General features: G+C 51.2%; 17 protein-coding genes. 16 read left to right on the top strand and 1 reads right to left on the bottom strand.

What is annotated here, in order from left to right; all coding sequences use genetic code 11:
* Positions 1-72: 72 nt before the first annotated feature.
* The 8 genes from TY09_RS04260 (at position 73) to TY09_RS04225 (ending at position 10,526) form a co-directional block, all read left to right on the top strand.
* Positions 73-882 carry a CheR family methyltransferase gene (locus TY09_RS04260; RefSeq protein ID WP_035316810.1) on the top strand — a complete coding sequence of 270 codons (810 nt, stop codon included), beginning with the start codon at positions 73-75 and terminating at the stop codon, positions 880-882.
* A 4-nt stretch (positions 883-886) separates the two neighbouring features.
* Positions 887-1,921, top strand: coding sequence for a protein-glutamate methylesterase/protein-glutamine glutaminase (locus tag TY09_RS04255; RefSeq protein ID WP_042431486.1), 1,035 nt, complete (start codon positions 887-889; stop codon positions 1,919-1,921).
* A gap of 388 nt (positions 1,922-2,309) precedes the next feature.
* The gene (locus TY09_RS04250; RefSeq protein ID WP_081759596.1) at positions 2,310-3,668 is read left to right on the top strand and encodes an ABC transporter substrate-binding protein; all 1,359 of its coding nucleotides are present in this window, start codon (positions 2,310-2,312) and stop codon (positions 3,666-3,668) included.
* A 133-nt stretch (positions 3,669-3,801) separates the two neighbouring features.
* A complete protein-coding gene (locus TY09_RS04245) occupies positions 3,802-4,644 on the top strand; it encodes a carbohydrate ABC transporter permease (RefSeq protein WP_042431484.1) in 843 nt (280 codons plus the stop codon).
* Positions 4,644-5,480 (top strand): carbohydrate ABC transporter permease, encoded by an 837-nt coding sequence (locus TY09_RS04240; RefSeq protein WP_020071835.1) that lies wholly within the window; start codon positions 4,644-4,646, stop codon positions 5,478-5,480. Before TY09_RS04245 ends, TY09_RS04240 begins: the two co-directional genes overlap by 1 nt.
* Before the next feature lie 36 nt (positions 5,481-5,516).
* Positions 5,517-6,563 carry a LacI family DNA-binding transcriptional regulator gene (locus tag TY09_RS04235; RefSeq protein ID WP_020071834.1) on the top strand — a complete coding sequence of 349 codons (1,047 nt, stop codon included), beginning with the start codon at positions 5,517-5,519 and terminating at the stop codon, positions 6,561-6,563.
* A 1-nt stretch (position 6,564) separates the two neighbouring features.
* Positions 6,565-8,070 carry a 4-alpha-glucanotransferase gene (malQ, locus tag TY09_RS04230; protein WP_042431483.1) on the top strand — a complete coding sequence of 502 codons (1,506 nt, stop codon included), beginning with the start codon at positions 6,565-6,567 and terminating at the stop codon, positions 8,068-8,070.
* Between the two features lie 68 nt (positions 8,071-8,138).
* Entirely contained in the window at positions 8,139-10,526 is a 2,388-nt protein-coding gene (locus TY09_RS04225; RefSeq protein ID WP_081759595.1) for a glycogen/starch/alpha-glucan phosphorylase, read from the top strand.
* 317 nt (positions 10,527-10,843) lie between these two features.
* Here TY09_RS04225 and iolC read toward each other — a convergent pair whose 3' ends face one another.
* Positions 10,844-11,863, bottom strand: a complete 1,020-nt coding sequence (gene iolC, locus TY09_RS04220; RefSeq protein WP_042431482.1) for a 5-dehydro-2-deoxygluconokinase — start codon at positions 11,861-11,863, stop codon at positions 10,844-10,846.
* 209 nt (positions 11,864-12,072) lie between these two features.
* Between iolC and TY09_RS04215 the strand changes: the two genes are divergently transcribed.
* From TY09_RS04215 to TY09_RS04180, 8 genes are all read left to right on the top strand, one after another.
* On the top strand, positions 12,073-12,831 hold the full coding sequence (locus tag TY09_RS04215; RefSeq protein WP_009063161.1) for a DeoR/GlpR family DNA-binding transcription regulator: 759 nt from the start codon (positions 12,073-12,075) through the stop codon (positions 12,829-12,831).
* Positions 12,832-13,087: 256 nt separating this feature from the next.
* Positions 13,088-13,912, top strand: a complete 825-nt coding sequence (locus tag TY09_RS04210) for a class II fructose-bisphosphate aldolase (RefSeq protein WP_042431479.1) — start codon at positions 13,088-13,090, stop codon at positions 13,910-13,912.
* A gap of 25 nt (positions 13,913-13,937) precedes the next feature.
* The gene (locus tag TY09_RS04205; protein ID WP_042431478.1) at positions 13,938-15,455 is read left to right on the top strand and encodes a CoA-acylating methylmalonate-semialdehyde dehydrogenase; all 1,518 of its coding nucleotides are present in this window, start codon (positions 13,938-13,940) and stop codon (positions 15,453-15,455) included.
* Between the two features lie 21 nt (positions 15,456-15,476).
* On the top strand, positions 15,477-16,781 hold the full coding sequence (locus TY09_RS04200) for an ABC transporter substrate-binding protein (protein WP_242841431.1): 1,305 nt from the start codon (positions 15,477-15,479) through the stop codon (positions 16,779-16,781).
* Positions 16,782-16,887: 106 nt separating this feature from the next.
* Entirely contained in the window at positions 16,888-17,766 is an 879-nt protein-coding gene (locus TY09_RS04195) for a carbohydrate ABC transporter permease (protein WP_009063099.1), read from the top strand.
* A gap of 2 nt (positions 17,767-17,768) precedes the next feature.
* Positions 17,769-18,605: a carbohydrate ABC transporter permease gene (locus tag TY09_RS04190; protein WP_042431473.1), complete on the top strand. Its 837-nt coding sequence runs from the start codon at positions 17,769-17,771 to the stop codon at positions 18,603-18,605.
* Between the two features lie 17 nt (positions 18,606-18,622).
* Entirely contained in the window at positions 18,623-19,441 is an 819-nt protein-coding gene (locus TY09_RS04185; protein WP_042431471.1) for a transketolase, read from the top strand.
* On the top strand, positions 19,434-20,212 hold a 779-nt coding region (locus tag TY09_RS04180; RefSeq protein ID WP_042431469.1), incomplete at its 3' end, for a transketolase family protein. The genes TY09_RS04185 and TY09_RS04180, both read left to right, overlap by 8 nt.

The raw sequence follows: 20,212 nt of genomic DNA, 5'->3' as shown, positions 1-20,212 counted from the left end.
TCATTTTATTTGGATGCTGTACCGGGCGGGGGCCTCAATACCCAGAACTTTTCCACTGAAGAAAGGATCATTATGATACGTCTGACAGACCAGGAATTCCAGACCATTGTAACCTATGTAAAAAATAACTACGGGATCAATCTGGCAAACAAGCGCCAGTTGATTGAAGCGCGCATGTATTCTGTTCTGGCGGAAAAGGGCATGAAAAGCTTTTCAGAGTATATGACCCTGATCCAGCAGAAGAATCCGGAAGAAATCATCGTTCTGCTGAACAAGCTGACGACAAACCACACCTATTTCATGCGGGAACCGGCCCATTTTGATTTTATCAAGAATAAATTTCTGCCCCTTCAGGAGCGCGTCAATCACCGCAAGCTCGTGCGGATCTGGAGCGCGGGCTGTTCCTCCGGCGAAGAGGCCTATACCACCTGCATGGTACTGAAGGATTACTTCAGCCTCAGCCGTCCCGGCTGGGATTTCCGCGTTCTCGCCACGGATATTTCCGAAAAGGCGATGTCTGCAGGTAAGACTGCCGTGTACAGCGCGGAATCTCTCAAAAACGTGCCGCAGGGCTGGCTGACCCGTTATTTTGTCAAGCAGGGGGCAGACCAGTACCGCATCAACGATGATATTCGCCGTCATGTGACGTTTCAGCGGCTGAATTTAATGCAGCCCTTTCCGCCGATGCAGCCGTTTGATCTGATCTTCTGCCGGAATGTCATGATCTATTTTGACCAGAACGACCGCAACAAGCTGATTAATAAATACTACGACATGCTCATCCCAGGTGGATTTTTGCTGATTGGGCATTCAGAGACCATACAAAGGGATAGCTCTAAGTTTATTTACCTGGAGCCGTCGGTGTATCAGAAAGGACAGTAAACCTATGCCTCTCAATCATATCATCAAGGTTCTGATTGTGGATGATTCGCTGTTTTTTCGAACGGCGCTGCAGAATGCTCTGCTGAAAGACCAGGGAATATCGGTGGTGGGTACCGCAGGCAGTGCAGCCGAAGCGGCGAAGAAGATTCAGGAGCTTTCGCCGGACGTCGTTACCATGGATGTGGAAATGCCCGATATGAAGGGCACGGATTTTTTAAGAAAACTGATTCCCCGGCGGCCCGTTCCGGTTGTGCTGGTCAGCTCGCTGGATCTCGGTATTTTTGACGCGCTCGATGCAGGCGCCGTCGACTTTATCCGTAAGCCTGCCGCAAGAACCGATTACAACTTGTTTTTTACCGAGCTGGCGACAAAAATCCGGATCGCCTCGACCGCAAAGGTCAAAGCCAAGGCTCCCTCACCGCTGGATTCTCTGCCGACGCCTGCGCTCTCCTCCAATAACAAGGGGGAAAAAATCATTGCCATCGGCGCTTCTACCGGTGGAACCGAGGCGACGCTTGAAATCCTGAAGAAGCTCCCGGCGAATATTCCGGGTATTCTGGTCGTGCAGCATATGCCGCCCGGATTTACCAAAATGTACGCGGAGCGCCTCGACCGGCTTTGCAGCTTTTCTGTGGCGGAGGCTCAGGGCGGCGAACGTGTTGAGCCGGGCCGGGCTTATATTGCACCGGGCGATAAGCACATGACCCTCGCCAAGGATTCCAGAGGCTACTATATCAAATGCGCCGCGGGCGAAAAAGTCAGCGGACACTGTCCGTCGGTAGATGTGCTGTTCCGCTCGGTCGCCGAAACGGCGGGCAAGGACGCCATGGGGATCATCCTGACCGGTATGGGCAGCGACGGGGCAAAGGGTCTGCTCGAAATGAGGAAGCAGGGGTCTTTCACAATTGGTCAGGATAAAGCGTCCTGTGTTGTTTACGGCATGCCGATGGTAGCGTTCGATATCGGCGCAGTGGTTCGTCAGGCGCCGTGTCCCTCCATCGCGGGGATCATCATTCAGCATCTGAATCAGGCGAAATAAACGCGCCGGAATCGGCGTGAACTAGAATAAAAAGAGCAGGGAACGGATATCCGCTCCCTGCTCTTTTTTCTGCCTTGCTCCTGGACGAAATCCATCACGGACAGGTCTGCTTTTCGCAGAGCCTTTCAAACCCGGATCAGGGAGAAGCGGATGTAAAAAATGACACTCCTTCTTCTCCCCGCCGCAAAGGGAAGGGGACAAACTGGTATTTTCAAAATTCTGTTTGTCCAATGGATCACCAGGGCATGTTCGGGAGAAAAATAAAAATAAATTCAAAAATACTATTGAAATCGTACAAAGAATGTACTATACTAAAAATCGAAAGAAGCTGGTAACGTTTCCGGTAACGTTACTGGAACGCTGAAGAACATATTTGTTAGGAGGAAAAATGATGAAAAAGGTTTTGGCATTTTGCCTGGCAATGGCGATGACAGCTTCCATGGCCGCGTGCAGCAACAGCACCGGCGGAAGCCCCAGCAGTGCCGCCAGTGCAGCTCCTCAGGGGGAACAAAGCATCTACTATCTGAACTTTAAGCCTGAGGTTGCTTCTGTTTACGAAGAGATCGCGAAAGCGTATAAAGAAGAAACCGGCGTTACTTTGAATGTGGTTACTGCTGCTTCCAATACTTATGAGCAGACCCTGAAGTCCGAAATCGCCAAAACAGATGCGCCGACGATCTTCCAGATCAACGGGCCGAGAGGCTACGCCAGCTGGAAGGATTATTGCGCAGACCTGAAAGACACCGAGCTGTACAAACACCTGACGGATAAGAGCCTGGCTGTTACAGACGGCGACGGCGTATATGGCATCCCTTATGTGGTAGAGGGCTACGGCATTATCTATAACCAGGCCATCATGGACAAATATTTCAAGACCTCCGGTGCGAAAGCAGCCTCTATGGCAGAGATCAACAGCTTTGATAAGCTCAAGGCGGTTGTGGAAGACATGACGGCGAAAAAAGACGAACTCGGCATCAAGGGCGTATTCTCTTCCACCTCTTTAAAACCCACTGATAACTGGCGCTGGCAGACTCATCTGGCCAATGTTCCGGTTTACTACGAGTTCAAAGACAACAAGATCGACTTGACCAGCGACGCCACAAAGGAAATCAAGTTCCAGTATTCCGACAATTTCAAGAATATCTTTGATCTTTATTTGAACAACTCCATTACTCCGAAGAATCTGCTCGGCACCAAGCAGGTCACCGATTCCATGGCGGAATTCGCGCTCGGCCAGACCGCGATGGTTCAGAACGGCAACTGGGCGTGGAGCCAGATCTCCGGCGTGCAGGGAAATACCGTAAAAGCGGAAGATGTTAAGTTCCTGCCCATCTACACCGGTATGCCCGGCGAAGAGAATCAGGGCCTGTGCATCGGCACCGAGAACTTCTTCGCAATCAACAAAGAGGCTCCTGCCGAAAAACAGAAGGCAGCCGAAGACTTCCTGTATTGGCTGTATTCCAGCAAGACCGGCAAGGACTTTGTCACCAACAAGCTGAACTTCATTGCTCCGTTCGACACTTTCACCGAGGACGAGAAGCCTACCGACCCGCTGGCGAAGGAAGTGCTCAACTGGATGTCCAAGGACGGTATCAACACGGTTCCGTGGAATTTCACCGTGTTCCCCAGCCAAACCTTTAAGGATGATTTTGGCGCCGCTTTGCTGCAGTATTCGCAGGGCAGCAAATCCTGGGTCGATGTGAAAAAACTGGTTGTTTCCGAATGGAAGAGTGAAAGCGCCCAGTAATCATATCCCTGCGTTTTCATGAACGGGAGAGCCGCCCCGCGCCCTGCGGCGCGGGGCGGCTTTTTCCATCAATGGACAAAAGCCGGTGACGGGGCGCACACTCCGGGATTGCTTTGGAAGGGGAGAAGAAAGCATGCAGAAAACACTTAAAAAATATTTCGCCGTTTTTGCGCTGCCGACGGTTATTGCGTTTGTGATCGCCTTTTTGGTTCCGTTCTTCATGGGCGTGTATCTGTCGTTCGCCAAGTTCACTACCGTAACGAACGCCAAATGGGTGGGTACGGATAATTACGTCCGTGCGTTTTCGGACTCGAATTTCCTGAATGCGCTGGGCTTTACAGCGAAATTCACCGTTGTATCTGTCATCGCCATCAACGTGCTGGCCTTTTTGCTGGCGCTGCTGCTCACACGCGGCATCCGCGGCACCAATTTGTTCCGAACCGCGTTTTTTATGCCGAACCTCATCGGCGGCATTGTGCTCGGTTATATCTGGCAGCTGCTGATCAACGGCGTGCTGCTGAATTTCGGGGTTGACATTACGTTCGATGCAAGCTATGGTTTTTGGGGACTGGTTGTCCTGATGAACTGGCAGATGATCGGCTATATGATGATTATTTATATTGCGGGAATCCAGAACATTCCCGGCGACGTGATTGAGGCGGCGCAGATCGACGGGGCCACTCCCCGCCAGACGCTGCTCTATGTGACGATTCCTCTGGTGATGCCGTCCGTCACGATTTGTACTTTTTTAACGCTGACCAATTCGTTTAAGCTGTTCGACCAGAACTTTGCTCTCACCGGCGGCGCGCCGGCGCGGCAGAGCGCCATGCTGGCTCTGGATATTTTCAATTCCTTCTATGGCCGCATGGGGTATGAGGGCGTCGGTCAGGCCAAGGCGGTCGTGTTCTTCCTGCTGGTGGCGGGAATCGCTCTGGTGCAGCTGATGCTGACTCGCAGCAGGGAGGTGGAAAACTGATGGAGCATAGCGGGAAACGATTCAATACCATACTGTTTGTTTTTCTGTTGATTCTGTTTTTTCTGTTTTTGATCCCGATTCTTCTGGTGCTGGTAAATTCCTTCAAGGGGCAGCTCTTTATTTCCAACGCCCCGTTTGCACTGCCGGATGCCACCACCTTTTCCGGCATCGATAACTATGTAAATGGCGTGCAGAAGATTGATTTTTTCCGCGCGTTTGGATATTCTTTATTTATTACGGTTTTTTCCGTTGCGGCAATCATCCTCTTTACGTCCATGACGGCCTGGTATATTACCCGGGTAAAGAGTCCGGTGACCTCCGTCTTATACTATCTGTTTGTGTTCAGCATGGTGGTTCCGTTCCAGATGGTCATGTACACCATGGTCAAGGTCGCCAACGTTCTGCGGCTTGATAACCCCTTTGGCATCATCGTGATCTACCTGGGCTTTGGCGCCGGGCTGTCGGTTTTTATGTTCAGCGGCTTTATCAAGAGCGTGCCGGTCGATATTGAGGAATCCTCTGTCATTGACGGCTGTAGCCCGATTCAGACCTTCTTTCTCATCGTGTTTCCCATTCTGCGCCCCACGGCGATCACGGTGGCGATTCTGAACGCGATGTGGGTCTGGAACGACTTTCTGCTGCCGTACCTCGTCATCGGCACCAAGTTCCGCACCATCCCGATTGCGATTCAGTACCTGCAGGGCGGGTACGGCTCACGCGATATGGGCGCGCTGATGGCGATGCTGGTGCTCTCGATCATTCCGATCATCGTTTTCTACTTAACCTGCCAGAAGTATATCATCAAAGGCGTGCTGGCCGGCGCGGTGAAGGGATAACCCGGAATTCAAATTTTCACCCTGGGGGCGTTTTTATTGACTATTAAAGATATTGCACGGGAGTCCGGGTTTGCGGTCAGCACGGTGTCGCGAGCCCTCAATAATCATCCCGACGTCAGTGAGGAAACAAAGCGGAAGATTCAGGCGGTCATTGAGGCGCACCGCTTTGTTCCCAATCAGAACGCCCGCCAGCTTAAGCAAACGGCGACCAACAGCATCGCGATTCTGGTCAAGGGCATTTCAAACATGCTGTTCGCCCCGGTTCTGGAGCAGATGCAGGTGCTGATTGAAAAGGCCGGGTACACCGCGCAGGTGTGCTACCTGGATGAAGAGGACGATGAGGTCATTCAGGCGCAGCAGCTCATTCGCGAGAGCAAACCGCTCGGCCTGCTGTTCCTGGGCGGCAACCTGCAGAATTTTGTAGAGGGCTTCGGGCAGATTTCGCTGCCAAGCGTGCTGGTGTCGACCGCGGCGGATCGTCTGGGCTTTTCATATCTTTCCAGTGTCAGCACTGACGACACGGCCGCTGCGTCCCGCGCGGTGGAATACCTGATTCAGATGGGCCACCGGAACATCGGTGTGATCGGCGGCAACCGGCTCGATACCAACAGCATCAGCTATCTGCGGTATCTGGGCTGCCGGCAAACCTTTGAGCGGTACGGCATTTTGTTCCCGGAGGAGCGGCGGTACCAGAAAGCCCGCTTCTCTTACGGGGAGGGCTACCACGCCATGGAACGCCTGCTGCAAAGCTCCCCGGAGATCACCGCGGTATTCGCCATGAGCGACGTGATGGCGATCGGCGCGTGCCGGTACCTGCTTGACCGCGGCATCCGCATCCCGCAGGATATCTCCGTGATGGGCTTCGACGGAATCGAGCTTGCGCGGTATTATAACCCGAAGCTCGCCACCATCGAGCAGTCCAAATCGAAAATGGCGGAGCGTGGAGTTCAAATATTAATTGATTGCATTGAAAATCAGTCGGAAGCAGTTCATGAGTTGGCGGATTTCTGCCTGAGGGAGGGGGAAAGCGTCCGCCGCGTGGGGGCAGCTTTCCCGGCCTGCGGTACGGCTGAGGGGGAATAAAATGAAAAAGCAAAAACCAATGAAGCGCGGGGCCGGGGTGCTTTTGCCGGTCACGAGCCTTCCGTCCCCCTATGGGATCGGCACCTTCGGGCAGGCGGCGTATGATTTTGTGGATTTTCTGGCTCAGGCCGGCCAGCGCTGGTGGCAGGTGCTGCCGCTGGGGCCGACCAGCTACGGCGACAGCCCGTACCAGAGCTTTTCGGCGTTCGCGGGGAATCCGTACCTGATCGACCTCGATGTTCTGCGGGAGCAGGGACTTTTGACCGCCGAAGAGCTGGAGCGGGCCGACTGCGGGCAGAATCCCACAGATGTGGATTACGCCGCGCTGTACGAAAAGCGATTTGCGGTGCTGCGCCGTGCCTTTGCGCGCAGCAGGCACCGGAAAACGGTGGATTATTTGCTGTTCTGCGGCGAAAATTCGGAATGGCTGGAGGAATACGCGCTGTACATGTCCCTGAAAACCAAATTCGGCGGCAGGGAATGGTTGGCCTGGCCGGAGGAGCTTCGCCTGCGCGAGCCGGAAGCACTGCGGGTCTGCCGCGAGCGCAGCACGGAGGAAATGGATTTCTGGAAGTTCTGTCAGTTTGAGTTTTTTCGCCAGTGGTTCCGCCTGAAGGACTATGCCAACGACAGGGGAATCGAGATCATCGGCGACATCCCCATTTATGTCGCGCTCGACAGTGCGGATGTGTGGTCGCAGGGCGAGCAGTTCCAGCTCGACGAACAGCGCAGACCCACGCTGGTGGCGGGCGTTCCGCCGGATTTGTTTTCCGAAACCGGCCAGCTGTGGGGCAACCCGCTGTATGACTGGGAGTTTATGGAGCGCGACGGATTTTCCTGGTGGAAACAGCGCATGCGTTTTTCGGCGCGTCTGTACGATGTCATCCGCATCGATCATTTTGTCGGCATCGCGCATTACTACTCCATCCCGGCAGAAGAGACCACCGCCCTAAGCGGCTGGTGGAACCCCGGCCCGGGCCGCCCGCTGATCGAAGCTATTGCCGAGGTGATGGGTGACAAGCGTGTGATCGCAGAAAATCTCGGCGTCGTGATTCCGGAGGTGGACCGGCTGCTCAAAATCAGCGGATACCCCGGCATGAAGCTGATGCAGTTTGCCTTTGACGGCGACGAAACCAATTCCAATCTGCCGTTTCATTTTGACCGCAACATGGTTGTGTACGGCGGCACACACGATAACGAGACTTTGGTCGGCTTTTTTGCGCACCAAAAGCGGAAGCGGATGCGTTTTGCAAGAGAGTATTTGAATGTGAGAACGAGCCGCGAGGTTCCCGCGGCGCTCATCCGTGCGGGGTATGCCAGCGTTGCGAATACCGTGATTTTTCAGATGCAGGATTTGCTGGGGCTGGATAATTCCGCCCGGATCAACACGCCCTCCACATTGGGGCAGAATTGGCGCTGGCGGCTGGCGCCCGGCCAGGTACCACCGGAGCTTGCGGAGAACCTGCGCCGCATGATGAAGCTGTACGGAAGACACAGCACTGAATAAACTGCCGATTTCGTTCTCCGCCGCAAGCGGGGAAAAGAAACGATTGTATTTGTATGAGACAGTTTTCAATGGAATTTACTAGAAAGCAGATTGGCGATACGCAGGAGGAAAAGCGCATGAATCAGTTTGAACAGCAGATTGATCAATACCTGGAATACGACTACGGTGTAACGGCACGGGAAGCATCGGTAGAGCAGCTGTATAACGCAGTATCCAAAGCGGCGATGAAGTCGCTTTCTTTTTCGGAGAATCCCGGGAAGCAGGCCTGCTATTTCTCGGCGGAATTTCTTCTCGGCCGGCTGATCTACAGCAATCTGCTGAACCTGGGGCTGCTGGAGCGCTGCCGCGCATACCTGAGCCGCAACGGCTTTGACCCCGGCGTGTTTGAAAGCATTGAAGACGATGCCCTTGGCAACGGCGGGCTTGGCAGGCTTGCCGCTTGTTTTCTGGATTCGGCAGCCACGCACGGGATTCCGCTGCACGGGTTTGGCATCCGCTACAAATACGGGCTGTTCCATCAATATTTTGAGGAAGGATTTCAGAAAGAAATCGCCGACGATTGGCAGAAGGTCGGCGACCCCTGGGGAATCCGGCGGGAAAACGAAGCCGTTATCGTTTCGTTTGCCGACCAGACCGTGCGCGCCGTGCCCTACGATATGCCGGTGATCGGTTGGGGCGGGCACACCGTCAACCGGCTGCGTCTGTGGCAGGCAGAGCCGCTTTCCGCGTTCGATTTTGAGCAGTTCAACCTGCAAAAATATGATGAAGCGGTCGAGGAGCGGGTGCGCGCTGAAGAAATCACAGCGGTGCTCTACCCGAACGACGATACCCCCGCCGGGAAGCGGCTGCGGCTCAAGCAGCAGTATTTCTTCTGCAGCGCGTCTTTGCAAAGCCTGATGAAAGAGTTTCTCCGCCGCCATGGCGAGGATTTTTCCCGTTTTGCCGGCGACTACGCGATTCAGCTCAACGATACCCACCCGGTTATCGCGATTCCGGAGCTTTTGCGCCTTTTGATGGAGGAGCATCAGCTTTCGTTTGAGCAGGCGTTCCCGATTGTGCGCGACACCTTTGCGTATACGAACCATACCATCATGGCCGAAGCACTGGAAAAATGGGACGTTTCCTTGTTCCTTTCCGTCGCGCCGCAGGTGTACCCCTATGTAGTCATGCTGCAAAACAGCTTGAGCCGTGAAATCAAGGCGCGGAATGTGCCGCAGCAGGACAAAGCGGCCCTGCAGATCATCAGCGGCGGCCAGCTTCATATGGCGCGGCTTGCGGTGTATGCCTCCCACGCGACCAACGGCGTGGCGAAAATTCACAGCGAGCTGCTGAAAAGCGCGGTGCTGCCCGAGTGGTACCGGATGTACCCCGAGCGCTTCCAGAATAAAACGAACGGCATCACCCAGCGCCGCTGGCTGGCCTTGTGCAATCAGGAGCTTACCGCGTTCATCACCGAGCGCATCGGCAGCGGCTGGATTACCGATTTAAATCAGCTCGAGCGCCTCGCGCCTTACCTGAATGACTTGGCATCTCTCGCACAGTTTCGCGCGATCAAGCGGCAGAAAAAAATTCAGCTGTGCAATCACGTTCGCATCCATGAATACGGCTACGAGCTGAACCCCGATTTTATATTCGATGTGCAGATCAAGCGCCTGCACGAATACAAGCGTCAGCTTTTGAATGCGTTTTCGATTCTCGACCTGTATTTTGCCATCAAAGACGGCACGCTGACCGATTTTACACCCACCGCGTTTTTGTTCGGGGCCAAGGCCGCGCCCGGTTACCGCCGCGCCAAGGGGATTATCAAATTCATCAACGAGATCGCCCGCATGGTCGATGCAGACCCCGGGGTGCGCAGCAAAATTCAGGTGCTGTTTGTGCAGAACTATAATGTGTCCTATGCCGAAAAGCTGATTCCGGCGGCGGATGTATCCGAGCAGATCTCCACCGCGGGCACCGAGGCCAGCGGCACCGGCAACATGAAGCTGATGCTGAACGGCGCGGTCACGCTCGGTACGCTGGATGGCGCGAATATCGAAATCGTCGAGCAGGCCGGGGCAGAGAACAATTATATTTTCGGCGCGACGGTCGAAGAAATTGCTGATATTTCTGATACCTATAACCCCAAAGCGCTGTACGAATCGAACCCACGTATTCGCCGCGTGGTAGATACCCTGGTCGACGGCACGCTCGACGATGGCGACACCGGGTTGTTCCTCGAGCTGTACGATTCGCTGCTGAAAGGCGCGTCGTGGCACCGCCCCGACCAGTACTATCTGCTGCGCGATTTCGAATCCTACTGTGACGCCAAGCTGCGCGCGAACCGCGATTATCGCAATGCGGAGCAGTTCTCGCGCAAATGCCTGACGAATACCGCGCACGCCGGGCAGTTTTCCAGCGACCGCACGGTGCGCGAGTACGCGCGGGAGATTTGGGGCATTCCGGTTTCCCAATAAAAGTAAGCTTTTGAATTGACGGCTTTTCATCAAGGGGAGGGGGCGCCTTAAGGCCCCCCTCCCCGAGGCAAACGGTGATCGAACTTAGCTGCCCGGTTTTTATCCCCAGATCAAAGGAAAAGACCAGCCTTGTAGGCTGGTCTTTTCCTTTGATCTGGGTTTGTTGTGAAGGGAGAAATATCTTGTCAGGAGCTCTCCCATTTTCTTTTTTTTAACGACGGACCTTGTTTTGCGCCTTTTGGCCCAGCCACCCTAAAGCATAAAGGCAGCATTGTGCGGTGAATAGACTAAACTCTATTTGAGCAAACTGTCGTGCCCTATTCCTTTGTCACTACTTCTCCGTTTTTTGCCTTGTTCTCAGCAATAAATTCCTGAATCTGTTGGACAGTTGGCATAGCTGCCGAACAGCTTGGGGCAGAGACCAGCATTGCGGCGGAGGCCGTGCCAAATTCCAATGCATCCATCATCGGCCATCCTTCCAAAAGCGCGTAGAGAAATGCTGAACCGTAGCCGTCTCCACCGCCGAACGATTTCAGCAACTGAATGGAAAATGGCTTTATCACATAGCTCTCGCCATCATTTGTATAGGCGGTAGAACCTTCCTTCCCATGCTTGATGATGACGATTTTACAGCCGAAGCTATGCCATCTGCGGGCCGTTTGTGCATCTGAGCTTGTCCCGTTTATCATAAGGCGTTCCATCAGATCAAATTCTTCTTTTGAGCCAATGATGATATCGCTCTCTTTTCCCACCAAAGAATAATATATGGAAATTTCATCCTTCGATTTCCAGGAATAGGCTCGATAATCAATATCAAAAACAACCACAGTATGATATTTTTTAGCCAGCTGTATTGCTTTCAGGGCAGCTTCACGGCTTGGACTTTTACATAATGCCGTACCGGAAATTAAAAGTATCTTCGTATTTTTAATGTACTCCTCGTCAATATCTTCGGGATCCAGCTGCAAATCTGCTACTCCATCACGGTACATCAGTAGGCTGCTTTGCGTGGGACTGAGAATTTCCGTAAAGGCCAGGCCAAGCTTTTCACCGTTTTTACAGCGGGTGATATGAGAGGTATCAATTCTTTCCGCCCGAAAATACTGGACGACATATTCACCGAACCGATCATCGGATATTTTGCCGATAAAACCCACCTTTTTCCCTAAACGCGCCATGCCGACAGCGATGTTGGCGGGAGAACCGCCGACATATTTGTTAAAATGATTACTATAGACCAAAGACTGATTGATATCAACAGGACTAAAATCAATACAGATTCTGCCAAGGGGAACTAAGTCATAGGCACGGCTATGATCAAAGTGAATGTATTCCATATACGACTCTCCTTTTCTATAAAATGATTATATTTTGGTTATATTATTGTTCTGTATTGAACATATTAGCGCAAATTTATTCGATTGTCAATCGATATACAAAATATCATATTGATTTATAAGAAAAAGTGGACTATAATAATATAAATAATATATAAGAATCGATAAGAAATATATATTATGTGAATGGTTAAAGGGGTTGTAAAAATTTGCGTACACAGCGAATTGAACAAATCAATGATTATATTTTAGAAAACAAAACGGTCAGTATTGATACTTTGTGTGAAGTGTTTCAAGTTTCGCGGAATACGATACGCCGCGATTTGGATTCTTTGGTCAAACGTGGCACGATCAGCAAAATTTATGGAGGCGTAATCGCAAATAACGTCAAAGAAACAGTGCCGTTTGAAGAACGAAATACAACCAATATTGATCTAAAGCAGAGGATTGCCAAAAAAGCGGCAGAATTTGTTCAGGATGGAGATGCGATTTTCATTGATTCCGGAACAACCGCCACAAGTTTATTCGATCAATTGCCGAAAAATTTGAATTTAACGCTTTTTACCAATAACTTGGAAATCCTGATCAGATCGATCTATGAAAATGATTATCGTGTTTTTGCTACTGGAGGCCAGCTGGCAAAAGAAACATACTCCACTGTGGGGGCCGACGCGGCAAGAATTTTTAAAAATTATAATATCGGCAAAGCTTTTCTCTCTGCTACAGCCGTTTCCATTGAGCATGGCGCGACAAATTCCACGGAGGGAGAATACGAGGTCAAAAAAGCGGCGCTGGAATGCAGTACAATCACTTATTTATTAATAGACAGCACAAAATTCGATAAGTTTTCTCTGTTAACCTATGCGAAGCTGCCTGATTTCAATGCGGTTATTACCGATAAAATGCCGTCCAATCGTTATGTTGAGTACTTTAAAGAACATGGTGTGGAACTGATTATTGCGGATTAGCTGGTACGGAGTATTAGCTGAAAATTTAAAAGAGCAAACAGAAAGCTGGTATCAGTTGGAATATTCCAACTGATACCAGCTTTCTGTTTGCTTAAATAATCTAGAAACAGGTGAAAATGCGCAAAGTTTATAAAAAATATAAAAAGGTATCTTGACAATTGCCCATAATAATGTTATATTGTTCGCAGAATTTAACCATTATATAACCAAAAGACAACAATTATTTGCCATATCAATCTGTTGGGAGGTATGAAATGTGTTGGTTAACTTAAACCATCTGTTTAAACAACATAACAATTACGCAATTGCCGGTTTTAATGTTTACGGCTATGAAGACGCCGTATCGGTAATCAAAGCGGCCGAAAATTTAAAGGAACCGGTTATTCTGATGGTAAATCGCGACGCGGAAAACCATATTCCGTTAGATATCATCGGGCCGATGCTGATATCGCTGGCAAAAAAGGCATCCGTCGCGGTGAGCGTTCATCTTGACCATTCGATCTGCATGAAATCGATTGAGCTGGCGATACAGGTCGGATTCAGCTCCGTTATGTTTGATGGTTCTCAGCTCAGCAAGGAAGAGAATATCGGCCTGACACGCAAAGTAATCGCTCTTGCTCACCCTCACGACGTTTCGGTAGAGGCCGAAATTGGCTCGGTTGGTTATTCGGATCCGGCGGTCAAGGCGAAATGGATTTATACGGAACCGGAAGAGGCGCTGGAATTTTATCAGGCGACCGGAGTGGACTGCCTCGCGGTTGCAGTGGGAACAGTGCATCGGATGACCGCACAAACCGCGAATATTCAGTTTGACAGGCTGAAGCGGATTCATGAGATGGTAAAGGTCCCTCTGGTGATTCACGGTTCTACCGGTGTTCCGGATGAAGATTTGAAAAAGCTATCCGCTTCCGGCGTCAGTAAAATCAATATTGGCACTTCTTTGCGCATGGCTTTTGGCAAAACATTGAGGCAGGCTATGGAGGACCAACCGGATGAATTTGACCGAATCAAGCTTTTTCAGTTACCGATGCAAGAGGTACAAAGAGCAGCAGAACAGAAGATGCAGGCAATAAGACCTTAAATCTGAAAGAAAATGGGGGATCAAAATGGGCACGATACAGCGGTTACAGCCTTTTATCAACGGGCAATGGGTGGTATCAAAGACAGAAAAGTACCTACCGATTTATAATCCGAGCACAGGGGAAATAATTGCGGAGGCTCCATGCTGTACAAAAGAAGAAGTGGAAAGCGCAGTCACTGCGGCAAAAGCCGCATACCCCGGGTGGTCAAACACCTCACCCGTCAAACGGGCACAGATTCTACATAAGGTCCGGCAGCTGATTGAAGAAAACATGGATGAGCTGACACTCAGCGTCGCAAGGGAAAACGGAAAAGCGTGGGAAGAAGCCCAGGGAGATATTTTAAAAGCGAAGGAAGGCACAGAGCTTGCCTGCTCGATCCCTTCTTTGCTTTCGGGAATGGGGGAGACTCTGCGGGATGCCTCTTCCGGATACGATACCGTGCTGTATCGGGAGCCGATGGGTGTGTTCGCCGGCATTGTTCCCTTCAATTTTCCCGCGATGATTCCGATGGGGTGGATGACTCCCCAATGCGTCGCCTGCGGCAATACGATTGTGATAAAAGCGGCCAGTTTCACGCCGATGACAGTCATGAAGTTTGCTGAGCTGTATCAAAAGGCGGGACTCCCGGATGGTGTCATTAATATTGTCACCTGTTCACGGCATGAAGCGGAAATCTTGTTGACACATCCGGATGTCGTGGGGATTTCCTTTGTGGGCTCCACACAAGTGGGACTGTCGATCTATTCAAAGGCGGCGCAGGCGGGCAAGCGCGTACAGGCACTTTGTGAAGCGAAAAATCATGCTTTGGTGCTGGAGGATTCTCCGATCCAGCGCACGGCCGCGGGAATCATTAACGCTTCTTTTGGATGCGCGGGAGAACGCTGTATGGCGCTGCCGGTTGTCTGTGTACAGGAAAGTATTGCGGACGAGCTGATCGAAGCGACCATACAAATGGCCAGGAATTTAAAGATTGGCCCGGCGTATGATCCAAGCACAAATTTAGGCCCTGTAATCAATGCGGATCATAAAAAGTCGGTCCTCGATTGGATCGAGCTGGGGATCAAGGAAGGCGCCCGTCTTGTTTTGGATGGACGAAACCCTTCCGTTCCCGGCTATGAAAATGGGTTTTACTTGGGCCCGACGATTTTTGATCATGTCGAGCCCGGTATGACAATCGGCGAGAGAGAAATATTTGGGCCCGTACTTTGCTTTAAGCGAGTAAAGGACTTTGAAGAGGGGATTGCGGTCATGAATGCCAACCCGTTTGCCAACGGTTCGGTCATTTTCACGCAGAGCGGGCACTATGCGCGTGAGTTTGCAAAACGTACGGACGGCGGTATGGTAGGCGTTAATGTCGGTATCCCGGTTCCTGTCGGCGTATTCCCGTTTTCAGGCCATAAAAGATCCTTCTTTGGCGATTTGCATTGTTTGGGAAGAGATGGAATTCGTTTCTATACGGAGACAAAATCGGTAACCACAAGGTGGTTTGATGAGGAGGAAAAAGCGAAAAGTACAGTCTCCACATGGGATGGAACCATTTAACAGGAATATTGTGATTTAGAAATGGGAGGAAAGAAAATGTCTGGATGTAAAAAAGCGTTGACTATGATCTTGGCATTCGCGTTGTCCATCACTACACTGGCCGGTTGCCAGTCTGGATCCCAAAGCATTTCCTCTGCTGCAAAATCGGAAAGTCCCAATCAGCCCATTGTTCTTAAGCACTGGTTTTGGCCTGACAGCGACATGCATACCCAGGTTATGCAAAGCATGGTGGATGATTTCAATGCGACCAACGGAAAAAACATTAAGGTCGAGCTTGAAATCCATCCGTGGGATGGCGGTCAGTATAGCCAGGATTTGTTTACCGCCGCGATGGGCGGAGGCGCACCGGATACCGCCGGGTTCAAGCTGACATCCACCCCCTTGTTTACAGCCAATCATTTATTAGAGCCGTTGGATTCTTACATTGATTCATGGGAGGATAAAGATGATATTCAGGATACGCTGTATAAAACATTGCGCAGCGTAACGAAAGACGACAATCTTTATTTAATGCCCTGGAACACACAGATCCTTTATGTTTATTACAGGCCTTCCATGTTTCAGGCGGCAGGTATCGATATTCCAAAGACCTATGAGGAATTTCTGCAAGACTGTCGTAAGCTGACCCGCGATACGAATGGGGATGGAAAAACAGATGTTTACGGGTATGGCATTCGCGGTTCAAAAGGCGGTCAGGAGCCTTGGGGAAGCTTTATCTATGCCCGCGGCGGAAGCTTCGATAACCTGACATCGGACGCGTCAATTCAAGGCATGCAGGATTTCATTGATCTGTTTCAGGATGGATGCGCCCCGCCCTCGGCCCCCAATGACGGATTCAATGAAATCATTGCGAATTTCCAGTCGGGATTGACCGCTATGACCATACAGCATATCGGCACGTCGGTTAATATGGTAGAAAAATTCGGGGACGATGTCGGCGCCTTTGCGTTTCCGGATTCGCCTCAGGGCAGATGGACCTCCATGGGGGATACCGAAACGGTTATGTTCTCAAGCAGTAAAAACAAAGAGGCTGCTTTTGAATGGATGTCCTATCTGGCAACCGGCGCTGGTCAAAAAACATGGTGTGTGAAAACCGGGAACGTGCCTGTCAGTAAAACAGTCCAGCAGATGCCAGAGATTCAGAATAACCGTTTTATGAAGATATCGATTGAGGGCGCCCCATTTGCGGGAATCCTCCCCGTACTCGATACCACTACGGACTGGATCAACAATACATGGCCTGCGACGATTCAGGCGGCGCTGTTAGGAAAGATAACGGCGAAAGAGGCAATGGAACAATTGGACAAAGCGCTCTACTCAAAATAAATCTGTTTTCTGTAAGATAATAAGCTGAATTGAAATGACGGAATGGGTTGCTCAACGCTCAAAGAGCAGCCCATTTTATCATCAGCAGAAAAGAGGAGACTATTGTGTGAAGAAAGAGAAATTGTACATATGGCCGTACTTGTTAATTGCACCCGCATTATTCATTGTCGCGGCCGTTGTTTTTGTTCCGGTCGCCAATGCAATATTGATGAGTTTCCAAAGCTATGATCTTAGAAGACCCCGGGAAATTGTTTTTATCGGTCTTGCGAATTATATCGAGGTATTTCATGATCCGATCTTTTGGGGATCTTTGTTAAGAACCGCCCTGTGGGTGATATTCGGTGTGGGATTCCAGTTCCTTTTCGGTTTTATCCTGGCGAATTTTCTCAACAAGAGCTTTAAAGGGCGCGGCATCATTCGTTCCGTTAGTCTGATCCCTTGGGTTACCCCCGGCGTCCTGATCGGACTGATGTGGCGATGGATTTATGACGGCAGCTATGGCGTGCTGAACGATCTGCTGAAGAAGGTCGGCCTGATCGATATGCCGATCCCCTTCTTGGCGCAGGAATCCACGGTGATGCCATCGGTGATCGTGACGATCATCTGGCAGGGCATCCCGTTTTTCGCTCTGATGCTGCTTGCGGGCCTGCAGGGAGTCCCCGCCGAGTTGTACGAGGCTGCCGACATCGACGGTGCGAACGGCGCTCAAAAGCTGTTTCGCATTACGATCCCTTCCATTAAAAACACGATCTTCGTCACCACGCTGCTGCGTATCATCTGGGTGGCGAACTCGGTGGACGTTATTTTCAGCATGACAGGCGGCGGGCCGGCATATGCCTCCCAGACCCTGAGCGTTTACATCTTTAACAAGGCCAACTCGCTCAACCTGGGGTATTCCTCCACCATGTCGCTGCTGCTGACGCTGCTCTTGCTGGTGGTGGCGGTTCCATATCTGAAAAGTATGTTCAGGAATCAGGAGGGTTAAAAATGAAAAAAAGACACAGTGGTCTGATTGATTTTTTTGCCCTTTATCTCCCGCTGGGCGTGATCCTGCTGTTCTTGCTTTTCCCGTTTTACTGGACATTCGTGACGTCCATCAAACCGAAATCAGAGCTTTACGGCAGCGTAGTTACCTATTGGCCGCAGAACGTGGTTTTTGATTCTTACCATAAGCTTTTTGTGGATTTCAATTTTATCAAACCTATGGGGAACAGCCTGCTTGTTGCGGGCGTCACCACATTGGTCAGCCTGCTGGTTTCCATGCTGGCGGCATACGCGTTTTCGCGTTTCCGCTTTCCCGGCAGAAAAATATTTATGATTATGTTTTTGACCAACAATATGTTCCCAACGGTGCTGCTGCTCATTCCTCTGTATTCCATCATGCGCTCTATGGGAATCCTTTATACTCCAATCGCTCTCATATTATCCTATACTACGTTTACCATTCCGTTTTCCGTGTGGCTGCTGAATGGTTATCTGAACGATCTTCCCAAATCGCTTGAAGAAGCGGCCATGGTAGACGGAGCCAGCCGATCACAGGCGTTCCTGCGCATCATATTTCCCGTATTAATCCCATGTCTTGTTGCCACCGGCGCTTATATCTTTATGACGTCCTGGAATGAATACACCTTTGCCGTCTTGTTTACCAATGAAACCAGCCGTACGATCCCTGTGGCGCTTAAAAACTTAATCGGCCAGTTGGGAGTGCAGTGGGATCTTCTGACGGCGGGCGGCATAATCACCATAATCCCTGTCTGCATCATGTTCTTTTTTGCACAGAAGCGGTTAGTCGCGGGACTTACTGCCGGAGCGGTAAAAGGATAAATAAAGGAGTTACAGCAATGAATCGTGAAATTCAGCAAGAAAAGGCAAGACAGTTGAGGGCCGATATTCTAAAGATGCTTTATCTCTGTCAGTCGGGCCACCCCGGCGGATCACTTTCCTGCGTCGAAATTCTTCTGGCTCTTTACTACAACAGTATGAAAATCGATCCGAAGAACCCTCAGATGACCGACCGCGACCGTTTTGTCCTGAGCAAGGGCCACGCGTGTCCCGCTTTGTATGCCGTTTTGGCGGATCGGGGCTTTTTCCCGCGCGAGGATCTTTGGACGCTTCGCCAATACGGATCTCATCTGCAGGGGCATCCCGATATGAGAAAGACCGTGGGCGTTGACTGCAACACAGGATCTCTGGGCCAGGGCGTTTCCATCGCGACTGGCATGGCAATGGCGGCCAAGCATGCAAAGGCGGATTATAAGGTGTACGTGCTCATCGGCGACGGTGAGATGCAGGAGGGCCTTGTCTGGGAGGCGGCGATGGCTGCGGCTCACTACCGGCTCGACAATTTGACCGTCCTGCTCGACTTCAACCACTTGCAGATCGACGGTTCCAACGATGAGGTTATGGGGGTCGGCAGCCCGATGGCCAAGTATGAATCGTTTGGATTTGAATGCTTTCGGGTGAACGGCCACGATGTCGACGCGATCACGCAAGCGCTGAAGGTTTCTGTCTTCGGCAAACCCAAGTTCATCTGCTGCGACACCCATAAGGGGCAGGGCGTTTCCTTTATGGTGGATCAGTTCGGGTGGCACGGCAAAGCGCCGAACAAAGATCAGTATATTGCCGCAATGAAGGAACTGGGGGTAGAAGTCGATGGCTGAGAGCAAATCTTTAAGAGTGGCGTACGGCGAAGCTCTGGTAGAGCTCGGCGCAAAAAACGATAAAGTTGTGGTCATGGATGCCGATCTGGCGCACGCGACCATGACAAGTACCTTCGCCGCAAAATATCCGGATCGTTTCTTCAACTTCGGCATCGCGGAGGCAAACATGGTGTGTGGAGCTGCGGGCTTTGCGCACTCGGGCTTTCTGCCGTTTGTCAGTACGTTCGCACTGTTCGGCGCGGGCCGCGCTTATGAGCAGATTCGCAATTCCGTCAGCTATGTCAATGCAAATGTGAAATTTGGCCTTTCACACTCCGGCCTGTGCGTCGGCGAGGACGGCGGCAGCCACCAGTCCATTGAAGATATCGCGCTGATGCGGGTGCTGCCCGACATGACGATCTTTGTTCCCTGCGACGCAGTTGAGATGAAAAAAGCCGTCTTCGCGGCCGCCGGGATTGATGGGCCGGTGTATATTCGCGTCGCGCGCCCGGTCTGCGATATTCTCACCAAAGAATCCGATCCGTTTATCCCCGGCAAGGCAAATGTTTTGAGGGATGGCGGCGACGTGTGCGTTATTGCAGCTGGCCTGATGATCCCGGAAGCCCTGAAAGCCGCCGAGCTGCTGGAAAAAGACGGTGTGAGCGCCGCGGTCGTCAACATGCACACCATTAAACCCATCGACAGCGAGATCATTTTAACAATGGCCGGGAAATGCGGGGCGATCGTTACCGCGGAAGAACATTCCATTATCGGCGGTCTTGGCTCCGCTGT

The sequence above is a fragment of the Faecalispora jeddahensis genome, from assembly GCF_000577335.1.
GTDB classification, from domain to species: domain Bacteria; phylum Bacillota; class Clostridia; order Oscillospirales; family Acutalibacteraceae; genus Faecalispora; species Faecalispora jeddahensis.
Note: the sequence above shows the minus strand (reverse complement) of the source record. Positions and strands in the feature narration are given on the sequence as shown.